We start from the raw sequence: 23,116 nt of genomic DNA on the forward strand, positions 1-23,116 counted from the left end.
CGGCCGTGACCGTTCGTCTCGCCGCCTCCGCGGAGATGCTCTTCCCGGAGCTGGAGTTCGTCGACCGCGTCCGCCGCCTGCACGAGCGCGGCTTCGAGGTCGAGATCTGGGACTGGTCCACCAAGGACCTGCCCGCGCTCGCGGCGACCGGCGCGACGTTCTCGTCGATGACCGGCTACCTCACCGGCGACCTGATCACGCCCGACGGCATCGCCGAGACGCTCCGGACGGCCGAGCTCTCGCTCGCGGCGGCCGAGATCATCGACAGCCCGCGGCTGAACCTGCACGGCACCGGCCTCGCGCCGGGCGGCCTGCCCGTCCGGCCCGGGACCGAGGTGACGCCCGAGGACCGCGAGCGCGCCGAGGACACCCTCCGCCGGCTGGCCGCGCTCGGCGAGGAGCGCGGCCGGGTCTTCACCCTGGAGAACCTCAACACGGCCGTCGACCACCCGGGCACGCCGTTCGCCCGCGCCGAGGACACCCTCGCGCTGGTCAGCGCGGTCGACCGCCCGGGTCTGCGGCTGAACCTCGACCTGTACCACGCGCAGATCGGCGAGGGGAACCTGCTCGAGCTCGTGCGCCGGTGCCTGCCCTGGATCGGCGAGATCCAGGTCGCCGACGTGCCCGGCCGCTGCGAGCCCGGGACCGGGGAGATCCGCTACCCGGCCGTCGCCCAGGAGCTGCGCGCCCTCGGCTACGACGGGGTCGTCGGCCTCGAGGCGTGGCCGTCGACCGACTCCGAGGCGGCGCTCGACGCCTTCGAGGCGGCCTTCGCGCTCTGAAGGCCGCCCCGCGGCGGGGCGTCGGACGGGGGCGTCGGACGGCTCAGGCGTCGTAGGTGACGTCTCCGTTGACCGTCCCGACGCTCTCCCACGCCCGCGAGCGGTCGCTGCGGAGCGCCGCCTCGACGATCTCGGCGGCCGACCAGGCGTCCGCGGCCGACGGCGCGAGCTGGCGCCCCTCCAGCACCGAGGTCAGGAAGAGCGACGCCTCGATCGTCTTGAGGTCGTCGAAGCCCATGCTCGTCCCGGCGCCCGGCTGGAAGCGGGAGAAGTCGCCGAAGCCCGGCTGCGCCATGATCGTGCGGTAGCCGCTCGGGTCGTCGGCGAGCTGCAGCTCGTTCAGCCGCTGGAAGTCCCAGCGCAGCGAGCCCTTCGTGCCGTAGACCTCGAGCGTGTACTCGGCGCGGGGCCCGACCGCGACCCGGCTCGCCTCCAGCACCGCGACCGCGCCGGACTCGAAGCGGCCGAGCACCGCCGCGTAGTCCTCGTTCTCGACCGCGCCGCGCTCGCCGCCCTCGGTGCCCTTGCTGAAGTGGCCCGCCGCGGCCGAGCCGGGCAGCGGGCGCTCGCGCACGAAGGTCTCGGTGAGCGCGGAGACCGAGTCGATCCGCCCGACCAGGTACTGCGCCAGGTCGGCGCCGTGCGAGAGCAGATCGCCGAGCACGCCCGAGCCGGCCCGCGCCTGCAGGAAGCGCCAGGTGAGGGCGCCGAGCGGATCCGCGGAGTAGTCGGCGAGCAGGCGCACGCTGACGTTGGTGACCCGGCCGATCGCTCCGTCGCGGATCAGGGAGCGGGCCTGTGCCAGGGCCGGCGCGTGCCGGTAGTTGAAGCCGACCGAGGTGACGACGCCGGCGTCGGCGGCCGCGCGCGCGATCTCGGACGACTCGGCGGCGGAGCGGCCCATCGGCTTCTCGATCCAGAACGGCTTGCCGGCCGCCGCCGCGGCGAGCGCGACCTCGCGGTGCAGGAAGTTCGGCGCACAGATCGAGACGATGTCGACCTCCGGGTCCTCGAGCACCTCCCGGTAGTCCGCCGTCGTCCGGCGGTAGCCGAGGACGTCCTCGGCCAGCGAGCGCGTGCCAGGATCGGTGTCGGCCGCCGACACGAGGTCCACGGCGACGCCGAGGTCCGGGTAGTGCTCCGGGACCGCGCGGTACGCCCGCGTGTGCAGGCGCCCCATCCAGCCGACCGACACCAGACCTACTCCGAAACGGTGCACCATTGCGCGCTCCTCCATGCTTCTGACAGCGGCTCACGACCCGGTGCCACTCACCGGCGAGCCGCTCCGAGCGTAGCGCAATGACAATATGTATTGACATTTGCAACGCGCGATTTCATACTCGACCCGACAACGACGTTCCGGACCGTCAGAGACGACGCCGTCCGCAGAGAAGGAGCTCTCCATGAAGAAGCGATTCCTCGCAGGCCTGGGCCTCGCGGCCTCGGCGGCCCTGCTGCTCAGCGGGTGCACGGGCACCGGTCAGGAGCCCGCCGCGACCGCTGGCGGCGGCGGCGGCGCGGGCGGCGGCGGCGACTACACCTACGCGGTCGTCACCCACTCCGGCCCCGGCGACGCCTTCTGGGACCGCGTGAAGTCCGGCGCCGAGGCGGCCGGCGGCGACTACGGCGCGACCATCACCTACAACGCGGACCCCGACCCGGCGAAGCAGTCGCAGCTGATCGACAACGCGGTCGCCCAGCAGGTCGACGGCATCGTCGTCTCGATGGCCAACCCCGACGGCGTCAAGGACAGCGTCGAGAAGGCCGTCGCGGCCGGCATCCCCGTCGTCACCATCAACTCCGGCATCGAGCGCTCCGCCGAGTTCGGCGCCCTCACCCACATCGGCCAGAGCGAGACGGTCGCCGGCGAGGCGGTCGGCACGAAGCTCGCCGAGGCCGGCGCCACCAACGCGCTCTGCGTCATCCAGGAGGCGGGCAACGTCGGTCTCGAGGAGCGCTGCAAGGCGGCCGCGTCGACCTTCGGGGGCAGCATGAGCAACCTGCAGGTGGACGGCACCAACGACGCCGACGTCAAGGCGACCATCAAGTCCAAGCTGCAGGCCGACCCGTCCATCGACGGCGTGCTCACCCTCGGCGGCCAGTACGCGATCGACGCCGTCGGCGCCGTCTCGGAGTCGGGCAGCTCGGCCCAGGTCGGCACCTTCGACCTCTCCGAGGACGTCGTCACCGCGGTCGAGGACGGCACGATCGCCTTCGCCGTCGACCAGCAGCCCTACGTCCAGGGCTTCCTCGGCGTCACGGCGCTCCAGCTCTACACGACCAACGGCAACGTCATCGGCGGCGGCCAGCCGGTCTACTCCGGCCCTGCCTTCGTCACCAAGGAGAACGCGGCCGCGGTCGCCGAGTTCGCCGCGAACGGCACCCGCTAGCGGCCCCGCCCGTCCCCCGACAGGAGTCAGCAGTGACGACGACAGACATCGTGACGATCGCGACGAGGCCCCGCCTCGAGCGCCGTCCGCTCCGCAAGATCCTGGCCCGGCCCGAGACCGGCGCGTTCGTCGCCGCCCTCGCCGTGCTCGTGTTCTTCTCCCTCTACACCCCGCAGTTCCTGAGCTTCGCCGGCGCCGGGGTCTGGCTGGAGTCGGCCTCGACCTTCGGGATCATGGCCGTCGCCGTCGCACTGCTGATGATCGGCGGCGAGTTCGACCTCTCCGCCGGCGTGATGACGGGCTTCTCCGCCCTCATCGTCGGGATCCTGACCACCCACTACGGACTCAGCATCTGGGTGGCGGTCTTCGTCTCGCTGGTCGTCTGCCTCGGCGTGGGCGCCCTCAACGGCATCCTGGTGATGAAGACGGGGCTGCCGAGCTTCATCGTGACGCTCGGCACCTTCTTCGCCCTCGCCGGCATCGACCTGGCGGTGACGAAGATCATCACCGGCCAGGTCGCGATCCAGGGGATGACCAAGGTCCCGGGCTACGACGGCATCCAGCCGCTGTTCGGCTCGTCGGCCGGCATCGGCGGCGGCACCTTCTACGTCTCCGTGCTCTGGTGGTTCGTGGTGGCGGCCGTCGCGACCTGGATCCTGCTGCGCACCCGCGCCGGCAACTGGATCTTCGCCGTCGGCGGGGCGCAGACCGCGTCGCGCCAGGTCGGCGTCCCCGTGCTGAAGACCAAGATCGGCCTCTTCATGGGGACCGCCGGTGCCGCCTGGCTCGTCGGCATGATCTCGCTCTTCCGCACCTCGACCGTGCAGGCGAACACCGGCGTCGGCCAGGAGTTCATCTACATCATCTGCGCCGTCGTCGGCGGCTGCCTGATGACCGGCGGCTACGGCTCGGCGATCGGCGCCGCCCTCGGCGCGCTGATCTACGGGATGGTCTTCCAGGGCATCACCTTCGCCCAGTGGGACACCAACTGGCTGCGCACCGTCCTCGGCGGCATGCTGCTCGCCGCGGTGCTCCTGAACAACTTCGTCCGGACACGAGCAGGAGGCGGACGATGAGCGCCGACACGACGAGCGGCCCCTCGACCGGACAGCCGGCCGCGCCCCGCACCCCGGTGGGCACGACGATCGTCGAGGTCCGCGACATCGGCAAGAGCTACGGCGCCGTCAACGCGCTCGCCGGAGTCTCGACCACGGTCAACGCCGGCGAGGTCACCTGCGTCCTCGGCGACAACGGCGCCGGCAAGTCGACGTTCATCAAGATGCTCGCCGGCGCGCACACCCCCTCCGAGGGCGAGCTGCTCCTCGACGGGTCGCCGGTCACCTTCTCGTCGCCGCGCGCCGCGCTGCAGGCGGGGATCGCGACCGTCTACCAGGACCTGGCCGTCGTGCCGCTGATGCCGGTCTGGCGCAACTTCTTCCTCGGCTCCGAGATCACCAAGGGGCGCGGGCCGCTGCGCCGCCTGGACGTGAAGCGGATGAAGGAGATCACGCAGAGCGAGCTGGCGAACATGGGCATCGACCTGCGCGACGTCGACCAGCCGATCGGCACCCTCTCCGGAGGCGAGCGCCAGTGCGTCGCCATCGCCCGCGCGGTCTACTTCGGTGCCCGCGTGCTGATCCTCGACGAGCCGACCGCGGCGCTGGGCGTGAAGCAGTCGGGCGTGGTGCTCAAGTACATCGCCCGCTCCCGCGACGCCGGGCTCGGCGTGGTCTTCATCACCCACAACCCGCACCACGCCTACCCGGTGGGCGACCGCTTCCTGCTCCTCAACCGCGGCACCAGCCTGGGCAACTTCGAGAAGAGCGAGATCACCCTCGGCGAGCTGACCAGCCTGATGGCCGGCGGCGCCGAGCTCGCCTCCCTCGCCCACGAGCTCGAGCGCTCGATGCCGGACTCCGCGGTCACCGCGGAGCTCGCGCACGAGGCCGCCGCGAGGCCGGAGTGACGGACGCGCCGGCGCCCTACGACGTCCTGACCATCGGCCGGGTCGGGGTCGACATCTACCCGCTGCAGGACGGCCTCGGGCTCGAGGACGTCGAGACCTTCGGCAAGTACCTCGGCGGGAGCGCCGCCAACGTCGCGATCGCGGCCGCCCGGCACGGGCACTCCGCCGCGCTGATCTCGCGGGCCGGCGACGACCCGTTCGGCCGCTACGTGAAGCGCGAGCTGGTCCGGCTCGGCGTCTCGGACGAGTTCGTCGGCACCGAGCCGGACCTGGCCACGCCGGTCACGTTCTGCGAGATCTTCCCGCCGGACGACTTCCCGCTGTACTTCTACCGCAAGCCCAAGGCGCCCGACCTGGCGATCACGGCGCAGTCGCTCGACCTCGACGCGATCGTCCGGGCGAAGGTCTACTGGTCGACCGTCACCGGGCTCACGGAGGAGCCCAGCCGGTCCGCGCACTTCGTCGCCTGGCAGGCGCGCGACCGCCGGCCGTTCACCGTGCTCGACCTCGACTACCGGCCGATGTTCTGGCCGTCGCCCGAGCGGGCGTCGCAGGAGGTCGCCAAGGCCCTCGAGTGGGTCACCGTCGCGGTCGGCAACCGCGAGGAGTGCGAGGTCGCCGTCGGCGAGACCGACCCGTCGCGCGCGGCCGACGCGCTCCTCGACCGGGGCGTCGAGCTCGCGATCGTCAAGCAGGGGCCGCGCGGCGTGCTCGCGAAGACCCGCTCCGAGACCGTCGAGGTCGCACCCTTCCCGGTCCAGGTCGTCAACGGCCTCGGCGCGGGCGACAGCTTCGGCGGCGCGCTCCTCCACGGCCTCGTCGAGGGCTGGGACCTCGAGCGCATCCTCCGCTTCGCGAACGTCGCCGGCGCGATCGTCGCCTCACGGCGCGAGTGCTCGACGGCGATGCCCAGCACGGCCGAGGTCGAGGCCTTCCTGGAGGAGCGCACCGATGTCACTCTCTGACCGCGATGTCGCGGAGCTGCGCCGGCTCCGCGCCGAGGACCCGGCCGCCGTCGCACGGGCGCTCGCCGGGCGCCGCCGCCGTCCGCTGCTCGGCGGGAACGGCCGGCTGCTGCTCGTGGCCGCCGATCACCCCGCCCGCGGCGCGCTCGGCGTGCGCCGCGACGGCATGGCGATGGCCGACCGCTACGACCTGCTCGACCGCCTCGCGACCGCGCTCTCGCGGCCGGGAGTGGACGGGGTGCTCGGCACGCCCGACATCATCGACGACCTCGCCCTCCTCGGGCTGCTCGACGACAAGGTCGTCGTCGGATCGATGAACCGCGGCGGCCTGCGCGGCGCGTCCTTCGAGATGGACGACCGCTTCACCGGCTACGACATCGACGGGATCGTCCGCGACGGCCTCGACTTCGCGAAGACGCTGCTGCGGATCAACCTCGCCGACGCCGGCTCGGTCGCGACGCTCGAGGCCAACGCGGCGGCCGTGACCGCGGCCGCGGCGGCGCACGTGCCGATCATGCTCGAGCCCTTCCTCAGCGAGTGGGTCGACGGCGCCGTCGTCAACGACCTCTCCGCCGACGCCGTGATCACCTCGATCGCGATCGCCTCCGGGCTCGGCTCGTCCTCGGCCTACACCTGGATGAAGCTGCCCGTCGTCGGCGAGATGGAGCGGGTGATGGCCGCCACCACCCTCCCGACGCTGCTGCTCGGCGGCGACCCGACGGGGAGCCCCGACGAGACCTACGCGGCGTGGGGCGCTGCCCTCGCGCTGCCCGGCGTCCGCGGCCTCGTCGTCGGGCGCACCCTCCTCTACCCGGCCGACGGCGACGTCGCGGCAGCGGTCGACACCGCCGCCGCGCTCGTGCACGGCTGACCGCCTCCCCTTCCCGACAAGCCCCTCTTCCACGAACCCCCTCTCCACGAACAGAGACAGGAACCATGTCCGAGACCATCGGAACCACCCCGCTCCACCAGCTCGCCGTCGTCCCGCACTGGATCGACGGGCGCGAGTCGCCGTCGACCTCGGGCCGCACCGCACCGGTCTACGACCCCGCCCTGGGCGTCGCGACAAAGGAGGTCGCGCTGGCCGACGAGGCCGAGATCGCCGCGGCGATCGCCTCCGCGAAGGCCGCGTTCCCGGCCTGGCGCGACCTGTCGCTGGCCAAGCGGCAGCAGATCCTCTTCTCCTTCCGCGAGCTGCTGGAGGCGAAGAAGGGCGAGCTGGCCGAGATCATCACCTCGGAGCACGGCAAGGTGATCTCCGACGCACTCGGCGAGATCACCCGCGGGCAGGAGGTCGTGGAGTTCGCGACCGGCCTCGCGCACCACCTCAAGGGCGAGTACTCGGAGCAGGTGTCGACCGGCGTCGACGTGTACTCGACGAAGCAGCCGCTCGGCGTGGTCGGGATCATCTCGCCGTTCAACTTCCCCGCGATGGTGCCGATGTGGTTCTTTCCGATCGCGATCGCGGCCGGCAACACCGTCATCCTCAAGCCCTCCGAGAAGGACCCGACCGCGGCGATCTGGCTCGCGAAGCTGTGGAAGGAGGCCGGGCTGCCCGACGGCGTCTTCACGGTGCTCAACGGCGACAAGCAGGCAGTCGACGGGCTGCTGACCTCGCCGGATGTCCGCTCGATCTCGTTCGTGGGCTCCACGCCGATCGCGCAGTACGTCTACGAGACCGGGACGAAGCACGGCAAGCGCGTGCAGGCGCTCGGCGGAGCGAAGAACCACATGCTGGTGCTGCCGGATGCCGACCTCGACCTGGTCGCCGACTCGGCGATCAACGCGGGCTTCGGCTCCGCGGGCGAGCGCTGCATGGCGATCTCGGTCGTCGTCGCGGTCGAGCCCGTCGCGGACGAGCTGATCGGCAAGATCCAGGAGCGCGCGTCGCAGCTGCGCATCGGCGACGGTCGCCGCGGCTGCGACATGGGCCCGCTGGTGACCGAGGCGCACCGCGACAAGGTCGCCTCCTACATCGGCATCGCCGAGCAGGACGGCGCCGAGGTCGTCATCGACGGCCGCGGGATCGAGGTCGACGGCGACGAGAACGGCTTCTGGCTGGGACCCACGCTGCTCGACAAAGTGCCGACCACCTCGCGCGCCTACACGGAGGAGATCTTCGGACCGGTGCTCTCGATCGTCCGCGTCGCCTCCTACGAGGAGGGCGTCGAGCTGATCAACACCGGCGCCTTCGGCAACGGCACGGCGATCTTCACGAACGACGGCGGAGCCGCGCGGCGCTTCCAGAACGAGGTCGAGGTCGGGATGATCGGCATCAACGTGCCGATCCCGGTGCCGGTGGCGACGTTCTCGTTCGGCGGCTGGAAGTCGTCGCTGTTCGGCGATACGAAGGCCCACGGCGCGGAGGGCGTGCGGTTCTTCACGCAGCAGAAGGCGATCACGAGCCGCTGGCTCGACCCGTCGCACGGCGGCATCAACCTGGGCTTCCCTCAGAACTGAGGCCCTTCACCGGGAGGGTGGATCTCGATACGGCCGCTCCGCGTCCTACTCGATCAGCATGGGGCCCGCTCATGCTGGTCGAGTAGCCGCGCAGCGGCGTATCGAGACCCGCCGCACCAGCACCCCCGCACCGAGACACGACGGAAGGCCCGAGATGACCACGCAGAACGAGTGGCTGTTCCCGAGGGGCGCGCTCGCCCGCGACGGCTGGGAGTCCGTCGTCGACGCCGGCCTGCCCGGCTGGCGGCACACGGGCCTCCGCGTCGCGGACCTCGCCCCCGGCGACGAGCTCGCGCTCCCCGCGGCGGGCGTCGAGCGCCTCGTCGTCCCGCTCTCCGGCTCCTTCACGGTCCGCCACGAGACCGGCGGCCCCGCCGAGACCACCGTCCTCGCGGGCCGGGCCTCGGTCTTCGACGGCCCGAGCGACGTCCTCTACCTCTCGACGCTGTCCTCCGCGACGGTGTCGGGGGAGGGCCGCGTCGCGATCGCGGAGGCGCCCGCCGCGACCGCGCACCCGAGCCGCTACGTCCCGCGCGCCGAGGTCCCCGTCGAGCTCCGCGGCGCCGGCCGCTCCAGCCGGCAGGTGCACAACTTCGGCACCCCGGCCGCGCTCGAGGCCGACCGCTTCATCGTCTGCGAGGTGATCACTCCGGCCGAGAACTGGTCGAGCTACCCCGCGCACAAGCACGACGAGGACGTCCCCGGGCGCGAGTCGCGGCTCGAGGAGATCTACTACTTCGAGACCGCCGTCAGCCGCGGGGTCGCAGCGCCCGAGAGCGCCGAGCCGTTCGGGATGTTCGGCACCTCCTCCTCGCCCGCCGGCGAGATCGCGATCGACGCGACCGTGCGCACCGGCGACATCGCCCTCGTCCCGTTCGGCTACCACGGCCCCGCCGTCGCGGCGCCGGGCTACGACCTCTACTACCTCAACGTGATGGCGGGCCCGGGCGAGGAGCGCGCCTGGCTGATCAGCGACCACCCGGCGCACGGCTGGATCCGCAGCACCTGGGACGACCAGGACATCGACCCCCGACTCCCGTACACGAGCGACACACCCGACACGACCGACAGCACGACCAGCACCACCGGAGGACAGCACTGATGGCCGACAAGACCCAGCGGATGACCGTGAGCCAGGCGCTCGTCGAGTTCCTCGCCCGGCAGTGGACCGTGGACGGCGACCACCGCGAGCGCACGATCCCGGGGATGTTCGGCATCTTCGGGCACGGCAACGTCGCCGGCATCGGCCAGGCGCTCGCGCAGTCGAACGCCCTCGATCCGACCCTGATGCCGTACCACCAGGCGCGCAACGAGCAGGCGATGGTGCACCAGGCCGTCGGCTACGCGCGGATGCACCGCCGGCTCGGCACCTACGCCAGCGCCGCCTCCGTCGGCCCGGGCGCGGCCAACATGCTCACCGGCGCCGCCCTCGCGACCGCCAACCGGCTCCCGGCGCTGCTGCTCCCGAGCGACACCTTCGCGACCCGCGTCGCCGATCCGGTCCTGCAGCAGCTCGAGCTGCCGCACGACATCGGCATCACCGTGAACGACGCGTTCCGGCCGCTCTCGCGCTTCTTCGACCGCGTGCAGCGACCCGAGCAGCTCTACTCGATCGCCCTCGCCGCGCTGCGCGTGCTGACCGACCCGGCCGAGACCGGCGCGGTCACCATCGCCCTGCCCGAGGACGTCCAGGCCGAGGTGCTCGACGTCCCGGTCGCCTTCCTCCAGGAGCGCGAGTGGCACCTGCGCCGCCCGGTCCCGGAGCGCGGTGCGCTCGAGCGCGCCGTCGCCGCGATCGCCGGCGCGCGGAATCCGATCGTCGTCGCGGGCGGCGGCGTGATCTACTCCGGCGCGGAGGAGGCCCTGCGCGCGTTCGCCGAGGCCACCGGCGTCCCCGTCGCCACCACCCAGGCCGGCGGCGGCGCCCTCGCCTGGGACCACCCGCAGTACCTCGGCGGCATCGGCGCCACCGGCTCCACCGCGGCGAACCGCCTCGCGGCCGACGCGGACGTCGTCATCGGCATCGGCACCCGCTACAGCGACTTCACCACCGCGAGCCGCACCGTCTTCCAGAACGACGACGTCGTGTTCGTGAACGTCAACATCGCCGCCTTCGACGCCTACAAGCACGGCTCGCAGCTGCCCGTCGTCGCCGACGCCCGCGAGGCGCTGGTGGCGCTCCGCGAGCAGCTGAGCCGGTTCCACGTGTCCGAGGAGCTCGCGGAGCGGATCCGCCGCGAGAAGGCGGAGTGGGACGCGACGGTCGACGCCGCGTTCGCCCCCTCCGGCCTCGCGCTGCCCGGCCAGGCCGAGATCATCGGCGCCGTGCAGTCCTCGACCGCGCCCGAGGACGTCGTCGTGCAGGCGGCCGGCTCGCTGCCCGGCGACCTGCACAAGCTGTGGCGGGTGCGCGACAGCCTCGGGTACAACGTCGAGTACGCCTTCTCCTGCATGGGCTACGAGATCGCCGGCGGCCTGGGCGTCAAGCGCGGGGCGGAGGCGTCGGGCTCCGACCGCGACGTCGTCGTGATGGTCGGCGACGGCTCCTACCTGATGCTGCACACCGAGCTCGTCACCGCGGTGGCCGAGGGGCTGAAGATCATCGTGGTGCTGATCCAGAACCACGGCTACGCCTCGATCGGGCACCTCTCCGAGACGGTCGGCTCCGGCCGCTACGGCACGCAGTACCGCGGGCTCGACGACCGCGAGATCCCGCTCGATCTCGCCGCGAACGCGCGCAGCTACGGCGTCGACGTGATCGAGGTGGCACCGAGCGGGTCCTCGATCGAGGACCTGCGCGCCGCGATGGCCGCCGCGAAGGCGTCGGACCGCACGACGCTGATCCACATCAACAGCGACCCGCTGCTCTACGCGCCGAGCGGCGAGGGCTGGTGGGACGTGCCCGTCGCCGAGGTGTCGGAGCTGCCGAGCACGCAGCGCGCGTACGCGGAGTACACGGAGCAGCGGGCGGCGCAGAAGCCGCTGCTCGGCTGAGCGCGACGACCGAGAGTGACCGGCTAATGTCAGGACATTTGCACAGAAAACATCTAGGATGAGCACATCCGCCACCGGCGCCGCCGCGCCCGATCCTCTGGAGAAGACCATGAGCGCCACCGTCACCGCCGACACCGTGACCGCCGACGCGGCGACCGCCCCGTACGAGCCGCTGCGGGCCGGCGCTGCGACGGCGACCAGCCTCTGGAACGACTCCGCGGACCTCGAGGAGCTCGGCCGGTCGATCGCCTTCGGCGCGGTCGGCGCGACCTGCAACCCGGTCATCGCGCTCACCACGATCGAGAAGCACCTCGACGTCTGGGGTCCGCGGATCGCGGCGCTCGCCGAGCAGCACCCCACCGCGGGCGAGAGCGAGCTCGGCTGGCTGGCCATCGAGCAGATGTCGATCGAGGCGGCCGAGCTGCTGCTGCCCGCGTTCCGCGCGAGCGGCGGGCGCGACGGGCGCCTCTCGGTGCAGACCGACCCGCGCCTGCACCGCGACGCCGACGCGCTCGTCGCCCAGGCCGTGCACTTCTCGGAGCTGGCCGAGAACATCATCGTGAAGATCCCCGCCACCGCGATCGGCATCCGCGCGATCGAGGAGGCGACCTACCGCGGCGTCAGCATCAACGCGACCGTGTCGTTCACGGTCGCCCAGGCCGTGGCCGTCGCCGAGGCGATCGAGCGCGGCTTCGACCGCCGCGCGGCCGAGGGGCTGCCGGACCACGAGTTCGGCTCCGTCGTCACCATCATGGGCGGGCGGCTCGACGACTGGATCAAGGCGTCGGTCGCGGCCGACCGCCGCCTCGTGCAGCCCGGCCACCTCGACTGGGCGGGCGTCGCGGCGCTCAAGGAGGCGTACCGGATCTTCCGCGAGCGCGGCTACCGCTCCCGCATCCTCTCGGCCGCCTTCCGCAACCACCTGCAGTGGTCGGAGCTGGTGGGCGGCGACCTCGTCGTCTCGCCGCCGTTCGAGTGGCAGCTGCTGATCCACGAGAACCGCATCGAGGTCGACCCGGCGCAGATCGACGTCCCGGTCCCCGCCGAGATCCTCGCCGCGCTGCTGGTGCTCCCCGAGTTCCGCCGCGCCTACCTCGAGGACGGCATGACCGTCGACGAGTTCGGCTCGTTCGGCGCCACCCGCCGCACCCTCCGCCAGTTCCTCGACGCCGACGCCCGCCTCGACGCCCTCGTCCGCGAGATCCTCCTCCCGACGATCTGAGCCGAGCGGCCCGCATGCGGGCGCCCCTTCATGCTGATCGAGTAGCCCGCGCAGCGGGCGTATCGAGATCCACCGTGCTGCAGAGGGTGGGTCTCGATACGCCCCTGCGGGGCTACTCGACCAGCATGCATGCGGGCGTATCGAGATCCGGCGCCGGTCAGCGGGCGAGGTACGCGCGCCAGCCGCCGAAGGCGGTGATGTCCTCCGCGCCGGCGAGTGCGATCGGCTCGACGAGGAAGCCGCTGACGAGCGAGCCGTCGGCGAGCGACACCGAGCCGATGGCCATCGGCTGCGGGAGCGCTGCGACGAACGAGCCGAACGCCGCCTCGGTCAGCCGGTACACCTCCACCTCGAGCGCCGCGCCGCGCTCGGCGACCCGCACGACGCCGGGCTTGGGCGGCACGGTCGCCAGCGCGAACAGCCGGTAGTCGGCGCTCGTCGTCGTCGCCCCGACGAACTCCGCGTCGCGATCCGCGAGCTGGTGGTGCAGCGGCTGGTCGCGCAGGTGCGCGCCGGCGACGGCGAGGAGGACGGTGGTCGCAGCGGCGGTGCTCATGAGCGGCTCCAGACGAGGTCGGCGAGCTGGTGGTCGGAGAAGGCGGGCCCGATCAGCTGCACGCCGAACGGCAGCCCGTCGACGACTCCCGCGGGGTAGGCGACGGCCGCCAGGTCGAGCAGATTCGCGAAGTTGGTGAAGCGCCCGAGCCGCGAGTTGACGCCGATCGGGTCGGCCTCGACGGCCGCGAGCGTCGGGTGCTCGGTCGTCGTCGGGAGCAGCAGCGCGTCGATCCGCTCGAACACGGCGTCGGAGGCGACCCGCGCCCGGTCGAGCCGCTCCTGGTCCTGGAAGAGCCTCCAGGCCGGCAGCTCCCGCGACCGCGACACGATGCCGCCGACCACCGGGTCCACCTCGTCGGGGTGCGCGTCGACGAACTCGCCGACCGCCGCGTAGCGCTCGGCCACGAACGCGCCGTCGTAGAGCATCCGCGCGGTCTCGAGGAACACCTCGATGTCGAGCTCGACCAGCGTCGCGCCCGCGTCGGCCCAGCGGGCGACCTCGGCGTCGAACGCCTCGGCCCACCCGGGCGCCAGCTCGCCGAGCTGCCCGGGCCGCGGGACGCCGATCCGCGGCGTCGACGCAAACGGGGCGGCGACTCCGCTGCGGCTGAGCGGATCGCGCGAGTCCGGCCCCGCCATCACGTCGAGCGCGCGCCGGGCGATCGCCGGATCCGGCGCCATCACCGTCACCACGTCGAGGCTCCGGCAGGCCGGCACGACCCCGGCCGCGCTGACCCAGCCCTTCGTCGGCTTGAGCCCGGCCAGCCCGTGGAACGCGGCCGGCACCCGGCCGGAGCCCGCGGTGTCCGTCCCGAGCGCGAAGTCCGCGCCGCCGAGCGCCACCGCGACCGCGGACCCGGAGGACGAGCCGCCCGAGATGCGCGCCGGGTCGACCGCGTGCCGCACCGCGCCGTACGGGGAGCGGGTGCCGACCAGGCCGGTCGCGAACTGGTCGAGGTTGGCCGAGCCGAGCACCACCGCGCCGGCCGCACGCAGCCGGGCCACCACGGTCGCGTCCTCGGCAGGGGCGTACGCGAACGCCGGGCAGGCCGCGGTCGTCTCCAGCCCCGCGACGTCGATGTTGCCCTTCACCGCGAACAGCAGCCCGGCGAGCGGGAGCGCCGGATCGACGGCCGCGAGCTCGGCCGCCACCTCCGCCTCGGGCCGCAGGGCGATGAACGCCTCGGGCCGGGCGGCCAGCCGCCGGTAGCGCTCGGCGACGTGCGCCGCGGGGTCCTGAAGCACGGGATCGTCCATCATGCTGCGTCCTCTTCCTCGGCCGACTCGGCCCTCGTCTCCAGCACCACGAGCACCGTGCCCGCGGCCACGTGCGCCCCGACCTCGGCGACCACGGCGACCACGCGCCCGGCCGCCGGGGCCGTCACGGGCGCCTCCATCTTCATCGCCTCGAGGGCGACCAGCGTCTGCCCGGCCGCGACCGCGTCGCCCACGGCGACGTCGATCCGGAACACGGTCGCCACGAACGGCGCCTCGACGCCCTCGCAGCCGTCCGGGATCTCCACCGCGGAGGACGCGGGCGGCGCGGGCACCGCCTCCACCCGGTCGAACTCGCCCGACGCCTCCCAGGCGGCGCGCTCGGCGCCGAAGGCCCCGGCCTGCACCGCGCGGAAGTCCGCGATCGACTCCGCGTTCTCCGCGAGGAACTCCTGGTACTCCGCGAGCCCGAACTCGCCCTCCTCGATCCGCAGCGGCAGCCGCCCCGCGGCCATCTCGGAGCGCAGCTCGAGCAGCTCCTCCGGCTCCACCGGGTACCAGCGGATGCGGTCGAAGAACCGCAGCAGCCAGGGCACGCCGGTCTCGAAGGCCCCGGCCTGGTGGTGCGTCGACCAGATCGGCACCGTGCGGCCGACGAACTGGTAGCCGCCCGGCCCCTCCATCCCGTAGATGCAGAGGTAGGCGCCGCCGATGCCGACGGCGTTCTGCGGCGTCCAGGTGCGCGCCGGGTTGTACTTGGTCGTCACCAGGCGGTGCCGCGGGTCGAGCGGAGTCGCGACCGGTGCGCCGAGGTAGACGTCGCCGAGACCGAGCACCAGGTACTCGGCCTCGAACACCGTGCGGTAGACCTCGTCGACGCTGTCCAGGCCGTTGATCCGGCGGATGAACTCGATGTTCCACGGGCACCAGGGCGCGTCGTCGCGGACGCCCGCCATGTAGCGGCGGATCGCCTCGCGCGTCGACGGGTCGTCCCACGCCAGCGGCAGATGCACGGTGCGACTCGGCACGCGCAGGTCGGCCGTCGCGGGCAGCAGCGCCTCGGCCGCGAGCACCGCCTCGGCGACCGCGTCGGTCGAGGTCGTCCGCGGGTCGAAGTGCACCTGCAGCGAGCGGATGCCCGGCGTCAGCTCGATCACGCCGGGCAGCGCCGCCTTCTCGAGCGTCTCGGCGATCGCGTGCACGCGCATCCGCGAGGCGAGGTCGAGGATCGTCTCGCCGATCTCGACGAGCAGGTTCGCGTCGCCGCTGCGGCGCAGCACCAGCGACGGGTCGCCGTCGTGCGCGGGCCGGCGGTGCAGCACGCCCTGGTCCTCGACGGCCGCGCGGCCGGCCGCGGGCTCGTCGAGCGGAGCGTCGAGCAGCCCGGTCGCCTGCGCCGCGGTGACCGGCACGAAGCGCACCGTGTCGCCGGGGCGGAGCTGCCCGAGCCGCCAGAGGTGCCCGGTCGCAACGCTCGCCGGGCAGGTGAAGCCGCCGAGGCTCGGGCCGTCGGGGCCGAGCAGGATCGGCAGGTCGCCGGTGTAGTCGACGGCGCCGACCGCGTACGGGGTGTCGTGGATGTTCGAGGGGTGCAGCCCCGCCTCGCCGCCGTCCTCGCGGGCCCAGTGCGGCTTCGGGCCGAGCAGGCGGACGCCGGTGCGCGCCGAGTTGAAGTGCACCTCCCAGTCGGTCGCGTAGAAGACGGCCATGTCGTCCTCGGTGAAGAACTCCGGAGCGGCGTGCGGGCCCTCGAGCGCGGCGAGCGTCCAGGCGTGCGGGAACGCGGGGCGCTCCGCGGCCGGGACGACCGCCACGGCGTTCGGAGTGCTCGGCGTCCGCAGCCCGAGCACGTCGCCCGGGGCGAGCGCCCGCCCCGCGTGCCCCCCGATCGCGCCGAGGTCGAAGGTGCTGGCCGAGCCGAGCACGAGCGGGATGTCGAGCCCGCCCTCGACGAGCAGATACATCCGCATGCCGCTCTCGGCCGTGCCGATCGCGAGCACGCCGCCGGCCGGCACCGCGACCGGCTCCCACGGCGCGATCGGCGCGCCGTCGAGCCTGACGGGCGCGGGAGCCCCGGTCAGCACCACGCGGGTCGCCGTGTGGAAGCGCAGCGTCGGCCCGGTCATCGTGATCTCGAGGCCCGGTGCGTCCTCGGGGTTGCCGAGCGCCGTGTTGCCGAGCCGGAACGAGAGCGGATCCATCGGCCCCGACGGCGGCACGCCGACCGGCCAGTAGCCCAGGCGCCCGGTGGCGTCCTGCACGGTCGTGAGCATCCCGCCCTTCAGTACCTCGACCCGCGGACTCGCGTCGCGCAGCCCGTCGAGGGTCGCGGTGGAGTGCTCGGCCGCGAGCACCGACGGCTCGGCCGCGATCGCCCGCAGCAGACCGACGTTGGTCGCGATGCCGTCGACGCGGGTGGCGGCGAGCGCCCGGCCGAGCGCGGCCCAGGCCTCCTCGCGGGTGCCGCCGCTGACGATCACCTTCGCGAGCAGGGGGTCGTAGGAGGTGGACACCTCGCTGCCGGGGCGGATCCAGCCGTCGACGCGGACGTCGTCGGGGAAGGACAGCCCCGTGATGGTGCCCGAGCTCGGCGCGTTACCCAGGTCCGGGTTCTCCGCGTAGACCCGCGCCTCGACCGCGGCGCCGCTCGGCTCCGGGACCGCGTCGAGGAACGCCGTCTCGCCCTGCGCCAGCAGCAGCATCCACTCGACCAGGTCGATGCCGTAGCGCGACTCCGTCACCGGGTGCTCGACCTGGAGCCGGGTGTTCACCTCGAGGAACGCCGCCTCCCGCCGAACCGGGTCGTAGATGTACTCGACGGTGCCCGCGCTGCGGTAGCCGGCCTCGGCGCAGAGCCGGCGCGACGCCTCCGCGATGCGCTCGCGCACGGCGTCCGGCAGATCCGGGGCCGGGCTCTCCTCGACCACCTTCTGGTTGCGGCGCTGCAGCGAGCAGTCGCGGTCGCCGAGCGAGACGACGCGGCCGGCGCCGTCGCCGAAGACCTGCACCTCGACGTGCCGGGCGCGCTCGACCAGCCGCTCCAGGAACACGCCGGCGGAGGAGAAGCCGGCCTCGGCCAGGCGCCGCACCTCGCGCCAGGCGGCGCGCAGCTCGGCCTCGTCGCGGCAGGCGCGCATGCCGATGCCGCCGCCGCCCGCCGTCGCCTTGAGCATCACCGGGTAGCCGATCCGGTCGGCCTCGCGGGCCGCGTGGTCGGCGTCGTCGAGCAGCCCGGTGCCGGCCAGCAGCGGCACGCCCGCGCGCTCGGCGGCGTCGCGCGCCGTGTGCTTGGCGCCGAACACCTCCAGCTGCTCGGGCGTCGGGCCGACGAAGACGATCCCGGCCGCCGCGCAGGCGCGCGCGAACTCGGCGTTCTCGCTGAGGAAGCCGTAGCCCGGGTGGATCGCGCCGGCGCCGGTCCGCGCGGCGGCCTCGAGGATCCGGTCGATCCGCAGGTAGCTGTCCGCCGCGGGGGCCGGGCCCAGCCGCACCGCCTCGTCGGCCAGCGCGACGTGCGCGGCGCCGAGGTCGGCGTCGGAGTAGACCGCGACGGTGCGCAGGCCCATCGCCTTCGCGGTGCGGAGGATGCGGACCGCGATCTCGCCGCGGTTGGCGACGAGGAGGGTGTCGAAGGTCATGCGGTCGCGCCCGCCCCGCTGTGCACGATCATCTCCGCGCGCGACGGGTCGAAGCCGTTGCACGGGTTGTTGATCTGCGGGCAGTTCGAGACGACGACGAGGGTGTCCCGCTCGGCCCGCAGCACGACGCTGAGGCCGGGGGAGGAGATCCCGTCGACGATCCCGAGCGCGCCGTCCGGGTCGACCGGGACGTTCATGAACCAGTTCACGTTCGAGACCTGGTCGCGCTTGCCCATCCCGTGCCGGGAGAGCTCGGCGACGAAGTTCTCGGCGCAGGCGTGCTGCGCCGTGGTGTGGAAGCCGTAGCGGAGCGCGTTGCTCTCCTTCGAGCAGGCGCCGCCGAGGGTGTCGTGGCGCTCGACGTCGGTCGCTACCACGCTCAGCAGCGGGCGGTGCTCGGCGTCGCGCAGCACCGAGCCGGTGACGAGGTACACCGTCGCCTGCGCCTGCAGCGTCGCGGCGGCGGAGTAGGCGGTGCGGTCCTCCGCGTCGTAGGCGAGGAAGTCGACGGCCTGGTTGCCGTCGACGTCGACGATGGTGAGGTACTCGCCGCGCTTCAGGAGGCGGGACCAGGGCGCGCGGGCGGCGACGGTCTCGCGGTGGGTCTCGGTGCCGTAGCTGCTGCTCGGGCTCGTGCCGGTGCTCGTGTCGGTGCCGGTGGTGCTCATGCGATGCCCCTCGCGCTCAGGTACTCGTCCGTCTGGAGGAAGGCGCGGCGGCCCTCCGGGGTGGCGTCGCGCTCGTCGGCGCTCGCCTGCTCGCCCGCCCAGGCGTGCACGTCGACCGCGCCGACCGTGAACTCCGGTCGCGGGTCGAGCGGATGCGCGGTGTTCGCCAGCAGGACGATCGCCGGCATCTCCAGCCGCAGCGTCACCGAGCGGCCGGGGCCGGCGCCGCCGAGCCACTCCGGGCTGCCGTCCTCGCGGATCCGCACGCCCTGGAAGTACGAGACGCTCGGCGGCAGATCGCCCCGGCCCAGCCCGTGCTTGGCGGCGCCGAGCAGCAGCAGCTCGCGCCCGGCCGGCGACGGGCCCTGCGGTGCACCGTCGCCGTAGCGCTCGACGTTCCGCGCCAGCGCGGTCGTGCCGTAGATCGTGTCGTGGCGGCCGGAGTCGTCGGCGACGACGCTCGCGAGCACCCGGCCCTGGTCGCTGAGCAGCAGCTGGCCGGCGCCCGTGTAGACCTGCCACTGCACCTTGACGGTGTCCGCGACGTTCAGCCGCTCGTGCGGCTCCAGCGCGTTGTAGACCAGCAGCGAGACGCAGGCGTCGCCCGTGACGTCGGTCAGGCGGAGGCGCGTCCCGCGGGCGAGGACGCGGTGGCCGTAGCCGCCGCCCTCGATCCGCTCCGACCAGCGCAGGTCGTCGGGGGAGACGTCCGCCGGCGGCGCGGGGCGCGTGCTCGCGGCCGCCGCCTCCTGGGCGCGGGCGTGCTCGCGCGCACCCGCCGTGGTCGAGGTGCCTGATGTCGTCATGCTGCGCCTGCTCCGTCTGCTGGTCCGGTCGCTGCCGGGGTTTCTATCGCTCGACAGGAAGTCAACCGCGCCCCCGTGTCGCCCCCGTGACCCCGACGTTGCGATCGTGTTTCGCGCGCGTCCTGCTCGCCCACCCGCCCCCGTCCGCCCGCCCGGGCCCCTCGCCCACCCGCCCACTCCTCAAAAGTTGCGGTAGTCGCGCGCCACTACCGCAACTTTTGGAGAGTCGGCGGGGCTCGACGGCGCTGATACGGTCGAGCGCATGGCCAGCGCACCCCCCGGACGGCCGCGCGCCTCCGGGGCGTCGCTCACCGGGCTGGGCACGCGGGCGGACATCCTCGCGGCGAGCGCGGCGCTCTTCTGCACGGAGGGCTTCGGCGGCACCAGCACGCACGCCATCGCGGCGGCGGCCGGCATCCGCCAGGCCTCGCTCTACCACCACTTCGGCGGCAAGCACGCGGTGCTGCTCGAGCTGCTGCTCGGCACGGTGCAGCCCTCGCTCGACGCCGCCGCCGTGCTGCTCCCCCGCGACGAGCCGCCGGCCGCGCGCCTCTGGGCGCTCTGCGTCTCCGACGCCCGCCTGCTCGCGGCCGGCGAGCACAACGTCGGCGCGCTCTACCTGCTGCCCGAGCTCGGCGACGAGCGCTTCGCCGAGTTCCGCGACCGCCGCTCCGAGCTGGAGACCGCCTACCGCACCCTCGTCGCGGCCTGCGGCGCCGCCGATCCCGCGACCGGCGCCTCCCTCGTCCTCGCCCTGGTCGAGAACGTCATCCTCCAGCGCCGCCGCCAGCCCGCCGAGCCGCGCACCTCGCCCGAGGCGGTCGCCCTCGCGGCCCTCCGCGTCCTCGACCTCCCGCGCCCCGCCGTCGCCGAGGCGCTCGCCGCGGGCCCGGCCCTGCTCGCCCGAGTCTGACCCCGCGTCCGCCCCGCCCGCCGAGCCTGCCGAGCCCCCGCCCATCATCCAAAAGTTGCGGTAGTCGCGGCCGACTACCGCAACTTTCGCGTTCTCGTCGAGGGGGCCGCGCGCCGGAGTTAACAGGATCGACCCACGCCCGAAAAGAACCGCGACCGAGCGCGCGGCAGGATCCGTGTCTATCAACCGATAGAAACACCCCGCCGCACCACCCAGCAGCTCGGAGCACGCATGATCATCCTCGGAGTGGGGATCACCGTCGTGGTGATCCTCGCCGTCGGCATCGCGGTCGCCCGCAAGATCGACGGCGACAGCGCCAACTACCTCGTCGCCGGACGCCGCCTCGGCATCCCGCTCGTCGCCGTCAGCCTCACGGCCGCGGCGGTCGACTCGAACGCCACCGTCGGCAACACCGACCTCACCTCGCAGTTCGGCTTCTGGGCGGGCGCCTCGCTCGCGATCGGCCTGGCGATCTGCCTCCTGATCACGGGCCTCTTCCTCGCCAAGCCGATGAACGCGATGAAGCTCTTCACCCTCGCCGACTTCTTCCGGATGCGCTACGACCGCACCACCGAGGTCGTCGCCTCGGTGATCATGGTCTTCTCCTTCACGATCCTGCTGGCCGGCAACCTGGTGGCCTGCGGCTTCCTGCTCGAGCGCTTCGCCGGCATCCCGTACGCCTGGGGCGTGATCCTCTCGGTCGCGCTGGTGCTCAGCTACACGATCGCCGGCGGCCTCTTCTCCGACGCGTACACCGCGGCCATCCAGACCGTGATCACGGTCGTCGCGGCGGTCTCGCTGCTGGTCTGGGTCGCGCTCGCCTACGGCATCGTCATCCCCGAGGGCATGGGGCCGTTCGACTTCGAGCAGCTCACCGACCCGGCGATGGGCGCCCCCGTCAACTGGGCCACCCTCGTCGCCCTCGGCATCGGCGACCTGGTCGCGATCGACTTCATGCAGCGGATCTTCGGCGCCAAGTCGCCCGAGGTCGCCCGCCGCGCCTGCTACGCCGCCGCCGTCGGCACCGCGGCCATCGGCTCGATCTTCGCGATCGTCGCCCTCAGCGCCACCGCCGTCCTGGGCCTCTCGGCCGCCGACGGCCCGGTGCTGTTCACGCTGCTCGACGACTACGCGCCGCCGGTCATCGCGATCCTGGTGCTCTCCGGAGTCGTCGCCGCCTCGTTCTCGACGGCGTCCGGCGCGATCCTCGCCACCTCGGCGATCGTCGTGCGCAACGTGCTCTCGGTCCGCCGCCACTCCGGGACCGGCCCCGACCCGCTGCTGCGCTGGACCCGCGTCGCCATGGTGCCGATCGTGATCCTGGGCTCGTTCCTCGCGATCCGAGTCAGCCAGACCGGCATCCTGCTGACGCTCGCGTTCGACATCATGCTCGCCTGCCTCGCCGCGCCGTTCCTGCTCGGCGTGTTCTGGAAGCGCCCCGGAGTCGTCGCCGCGCTCACCGCGGCAGGCGTCGGCCTGGTCGTCCGCCTGGTCTTCCTGGCGCTCACCCCGACCCTCTACGGCGTGCCGAACGACATCCTCTACGTCCCGAACGACCTGATCGGCGCCGGTTTCGACGGCTACGCCACCCTCGTCGCCGCCGCGATCGGCTTCGGCACCTTCGTCGTGGTCGGCCTCCTCGCCCCGCGCACCCCGCGCGAGCTCGAGGGCGAGCGCTCCGTCCGCAGCGAGCTCGACCGCGAGCAGCAGGGAGCCCTCGAGCCCGCGGGAGTCTGACCCCCGCCGCGAGTCCGCCTCCTGCCGCGAGATGCCACTTGTGCACGCGACACGCCGTGAAAAGCGTGCACAAGTGGCATCTCGCGGCGGGCGGCTCACGGGAGGGGGAGCAGGACCGTCGGGGCGGGGGCGGCCTCGCGGCCCTCGAAGGCCACCGGCTGGCAGACCATCAGGTAGTCGCCGGGCTCGACCTGCGCGAGGTCCGCGTTCTCGAGGATCACGACGCCGGCGCCGCAGAGGATCACGTGGGTCGGCCACTCCGCGGTGTGCGCGGGCGCCTCCATCGTCATGTAGTCCAGGCCCGCGAAGAGCACGCCGTGCTCGACCAGCCAGCGGGCCCCGCTCGGCGCGAGGCCGACCCAGGTCTCCGACTTCACCGAGCGGGTCAGCGCGTCGGTCGAGTTGCGCGTGCGGAACAGCACGCGCACGGCCCCCTCGGCGCCGGCCGCGACGAGGTCCTCGTCGGTGATCTCCTCGGCGACGTGCCGCAGGTCGAGCACCCGGACCGGCCCGACCACGCTCTCCAGCGCGATCTCGTCGACGGTCGCGCCGCCCGGCACGAAGTGCGACGGCGCGTCGACGTGCGTGCCGGTGTGCGCGCCGATCAGCCAGCGCGAGACGTCGGAGGGGTAGCCGTCCACGATCCGCTCGACCATCTCGTACGTCGGCCGCCGGCCCCAGTGGAGCATCTCGGTGGTGATCGGGATGTTGATCGGGATGGCGCCGGTCATGCGAGCCCTCGTCTCATGCGGGAGTGGATCAGTGGATTCATTCACGACTATATTGGATCCAATCCGAGTGC

General features: G+C 73.1%; 19 protein-coding genes. 12 read left to right on the top strand and 7 right to left on the bottom strand.

The window, feature by feature from the left end:
* Positions 1 to 35: 35 nt before the first annotated feature.
* A complete protein-coding gene (locus GTU73_RS02085) occupies positions 36 to 782 on the top strand; it encodes a TIM barrel protein (RefSeq protein WP_160091176.1) in 747 nt (248 codons plus the stop codon).
* A 43-nt stretch (positions 783 to 825) separates the two neighbouring features.
* Here the strand turns inward: GTU73_RS02085 and GTU73_RS02090 are convergent, their stop codons facing one another.
* Positions 826 to 2,004, bottom strand: coding sequence for a Gfo/Idh/MocA family oxidoreductase (locus GTU73_RS02090; RefSeq protein WP_244231739.1), 1,179 nt, complete (start codon positions 2,002 to 2,004; stop codon positions 826 to 828).
* Positions 2,005 to 2,185: 181 nt separating this feature from the next.
* On the opposite strand from GTU73_RS02090, the gene GTU73_RS02095 reads away from it, so the two are divergent.
* The 9 genes from GTU73_RS02095 (at position 2,186) to GTU73_RS02135 (ending at position 12,779) form a co-directional block, all read left to right on the top strand.
* Complete coding sequence (locus tag GTU73_RS02095) at positions 2,186 to 3,172, top strand: sugar ABC transporter substrate-binding protein (protein WP_160086539.1); 987 nt, start codon at positions 2,186 to 2,188, stop codon at positions 3,170 to 3,172.
* Between the two features lie 32 nt (positions 3,173 to 3,204).
* Positions 3,205 to 4,248, top strand: coding sequence for an ABC transporter permease (locus GTU73_RS02100; protein WP_160086541.1), 1,044 nt, complete (start codon positions 3,205 to 3,207; stop codon positions 4,246 to 4,248).
* The gene (locus tag GTU73_RS02105; protein ID WP_160086543.1) at positions 4,245 to 5,138 is read left to right on the top strand and encodes an ATP-binding cassette domain-containing protein; all 894 of its coding nucleotides are present in this window, start codon (positions 4,245 to 4,247) and stop codon (positions 5,136 to 5,138) included. The genes GTU73_RS02100 and GTU73_RS02105 overlap by 4 nt, the downstream gene beginning before the upstream one ends.
* Entirely contained in the window at positions 5,135 to 6,103 is a 969-nt protein-coding gene (iolC, locus tag GTU73_RS02110; RefSeq protein WP_160086545.1) for a 5-dehydro-2-deoxygluconokinase, read from the top strand. The genes GTU73_RS02105 and iolC overlap by 4 nt, the downstream gene beginning before the upstream one ends.
* Positions 6,090 to 6,974: a deoxyribose-phosphate aldolase gene (locus GTU73_RS02115; protein ID WP_160086547.1), complete on the top strand. Its 885-nt coding sequence runs from the start codon at positions 6,090 to 6,092 to the stop codon at positions 6,972 to 6,974. Before iolC ends, GTU73_RS02115 begins: the two co-directional genes overlap by 14 nt.
* A 65-nt stretch (positions 6,975 to 7,039) precedes the next feature.
* Positions 7,040 to 8,563, top strand: coding sequence for a CoA-acylating methylmalonate-semialdehyde dehydrogenase (locus GTU73_RS02120; RefSeq protein WP_160086549.1), 1,524 nt, complete (start codon positions 7,040 to 7,042; stop codon positions 8,561 to 8,563).
* 154 nt (positions 8,564 to 8,717) lie between these two features.
* On the top strand, positions 8,718 to 9,665 hold the full coding sequence (iolB, locus tag GTU73_RS02125; protein WP_160086551.1) for a 5-deoxy-glucuronate isomerase: 948 nt from the start codon (positions 8,718 to 8,720) through the stop codon (positions 9,663 to 9,665).
* Positions 9,665 to 11,557, top strand: coding sequence for a 3D-(3,5/4)-trihydroxycyclohexane-1,2-dione acylhydrolase (decyclizing) (iolD, locus tag GTU73_RS02130; protein ID WP_160086553.1), 1,893 nt, complete (start codon positions 9,665 to 9,667; stop codon positions 11,555 to 11,557). The genes iolB and iolD overlap by 1 nt, the downstream gene beginning before the upstream one ends.
* Positions 11,558 to 11,615: 58 nt before the next feature.
* Positions 11,616 to 12,779, top strand: coding sequence for a transaldolase family protein (locus tag GTU73_RS02135; protein WP_160086555.1), 1,164 nt, complete (start codon positions 11,616 to 11,618; stop codon positions 12,777 to 12,779).
* 157 nt (positions 12,780 to 12,936) lie between these two features.
* Here GTU73_RS02135 and GTU73_RS19015 read toward each other — a convergent pair whose 3' ends face one another.
* Genes GTU73_RS19015 through GTU73_RS02155 form a run of 5 tightly spaced genes read right to left on the bottom strand, consistent with a single transcriptional unit; the run spans position 12,937 to position 19,664 of the window.
* Positions 12,937 to 13,335 carry a hypothetical protein gene (locus tag GTU73_RS19015; protein ID WP_208543724.1) on the bottom strand — a complete coding sequence of 133 codons (399 nt, stop codon included), beginning with the start codon at positions 13,333 to 13,335 and terminating at the stop codon, positions 12,937 to 12,939.
* Entirely contained in the window at positions 13,332 to 14,597 is a 1,266-nt protein-coding gene (atzF, locus tag GTU73_RS02140; protein ID WP_208543725.1) for an allophanate hydrolase, read from the bottom strand. Before atzF ends, GTU73_RS19015 begins: the two co-directional genes overlap by 4 nt.
* Entirely contained in the window at positions 14,594 to 18,190 is a 3,597-nt protein-coding gene (uca, locus tag GTU73_RS02145) for an urea carboxylase (RefSeq protein ID WP_160086557.1), read from the bottom strand. The genes atzF and uca overlap by 4 nt, the downstream gene beginning before the upstream one ends.
* Positions 18,187 to 18,858, bottom strand: coding sequence for an urea amidolyase associated protein UAAP2 (locus GTU73_RS02150; protein WP_160086559.1), 672 nt, complete (start codon positions 18,856 to 18,858; stop codon positions 18,187 to 18,189). The genes uca and GTU73_RS02150 overlap by 4 nt, the downstream gene beginning before the upstream one ends.
* Complete coding sequence (locus GTU73_RS02155; protein ID WP_160086561.1) at positions 18,855 to 19,664, bottom strand: urea amidolyase associated protein UAAP1; 810 nt, start codon at positions 19,662 to 19,664, stop codon at positions 18,855 to 18,857. The genes GTU73_RS02150 and GTU73_RS02155 overlap by 4 nt, the downstream gene beginning before the upstream one ends.
* A 262-nt stretch (positions 19,665 to 19,926) precedes the next feature.
* Here GTU73_RS02155 and GTU73_RS02160 point away from each other — a divergent pair, with 262 nt between their 5' ends.
* A complete protein-coding gene (locus tag GTU73_RS02160; protein ID WP_160086563.1) occupies positions 19,927 to 20,577 on the top strand; it encodes a TetR/AcrR family transcriptional regulator in 651 nt (216 codons plus the stop codon).
* 231 nt (positions 20,578 to 20,808) lie between these two features.
* Positions 20,809 to 22,314 carry a sodium:solute symporter family protein gene (locus tag GTU73_RS02165; protein WP_160086565.1) on the top strand — a complete coding sequence of 502 codons (1,506 nt, stop codon included), beginning with the start codon at positions 20,809 to 20,811 and terminating at the stop codon, positions 22,312 to 22,314.
* 95 nt (positions 22,315 to 22,409) lie between these two features.
* On the opposite strand, the gene GTU73_RS02170 is transcribed toward GTU73_RS02165, so the two are convergent.
* Positions 22,410 to 23,045, bottom strand: a complete 636-nt coding sequence (locus tag GTU73_RS02170; RefSeq protein WP_160086567.1) for a cyclase family protein — start codon at positions 23,043 to 23,045, stop codon at positions 22,410 to 22,412.
* Between the last annotated feature and the right edge of the window lie 71 nt (positions 23,046 to 23,116).

Origin of the sequence: Rathayibacter sp. VKM Ac-2804, assembly GCF_009866655.1 — a bacterium.
In the GTDB taxonomy this organism is placed as follows: Bacteria; Actinomycetota; Actinomycetes; order Actinomycetales; family Microbacteriaceae; genus Rathayibacter.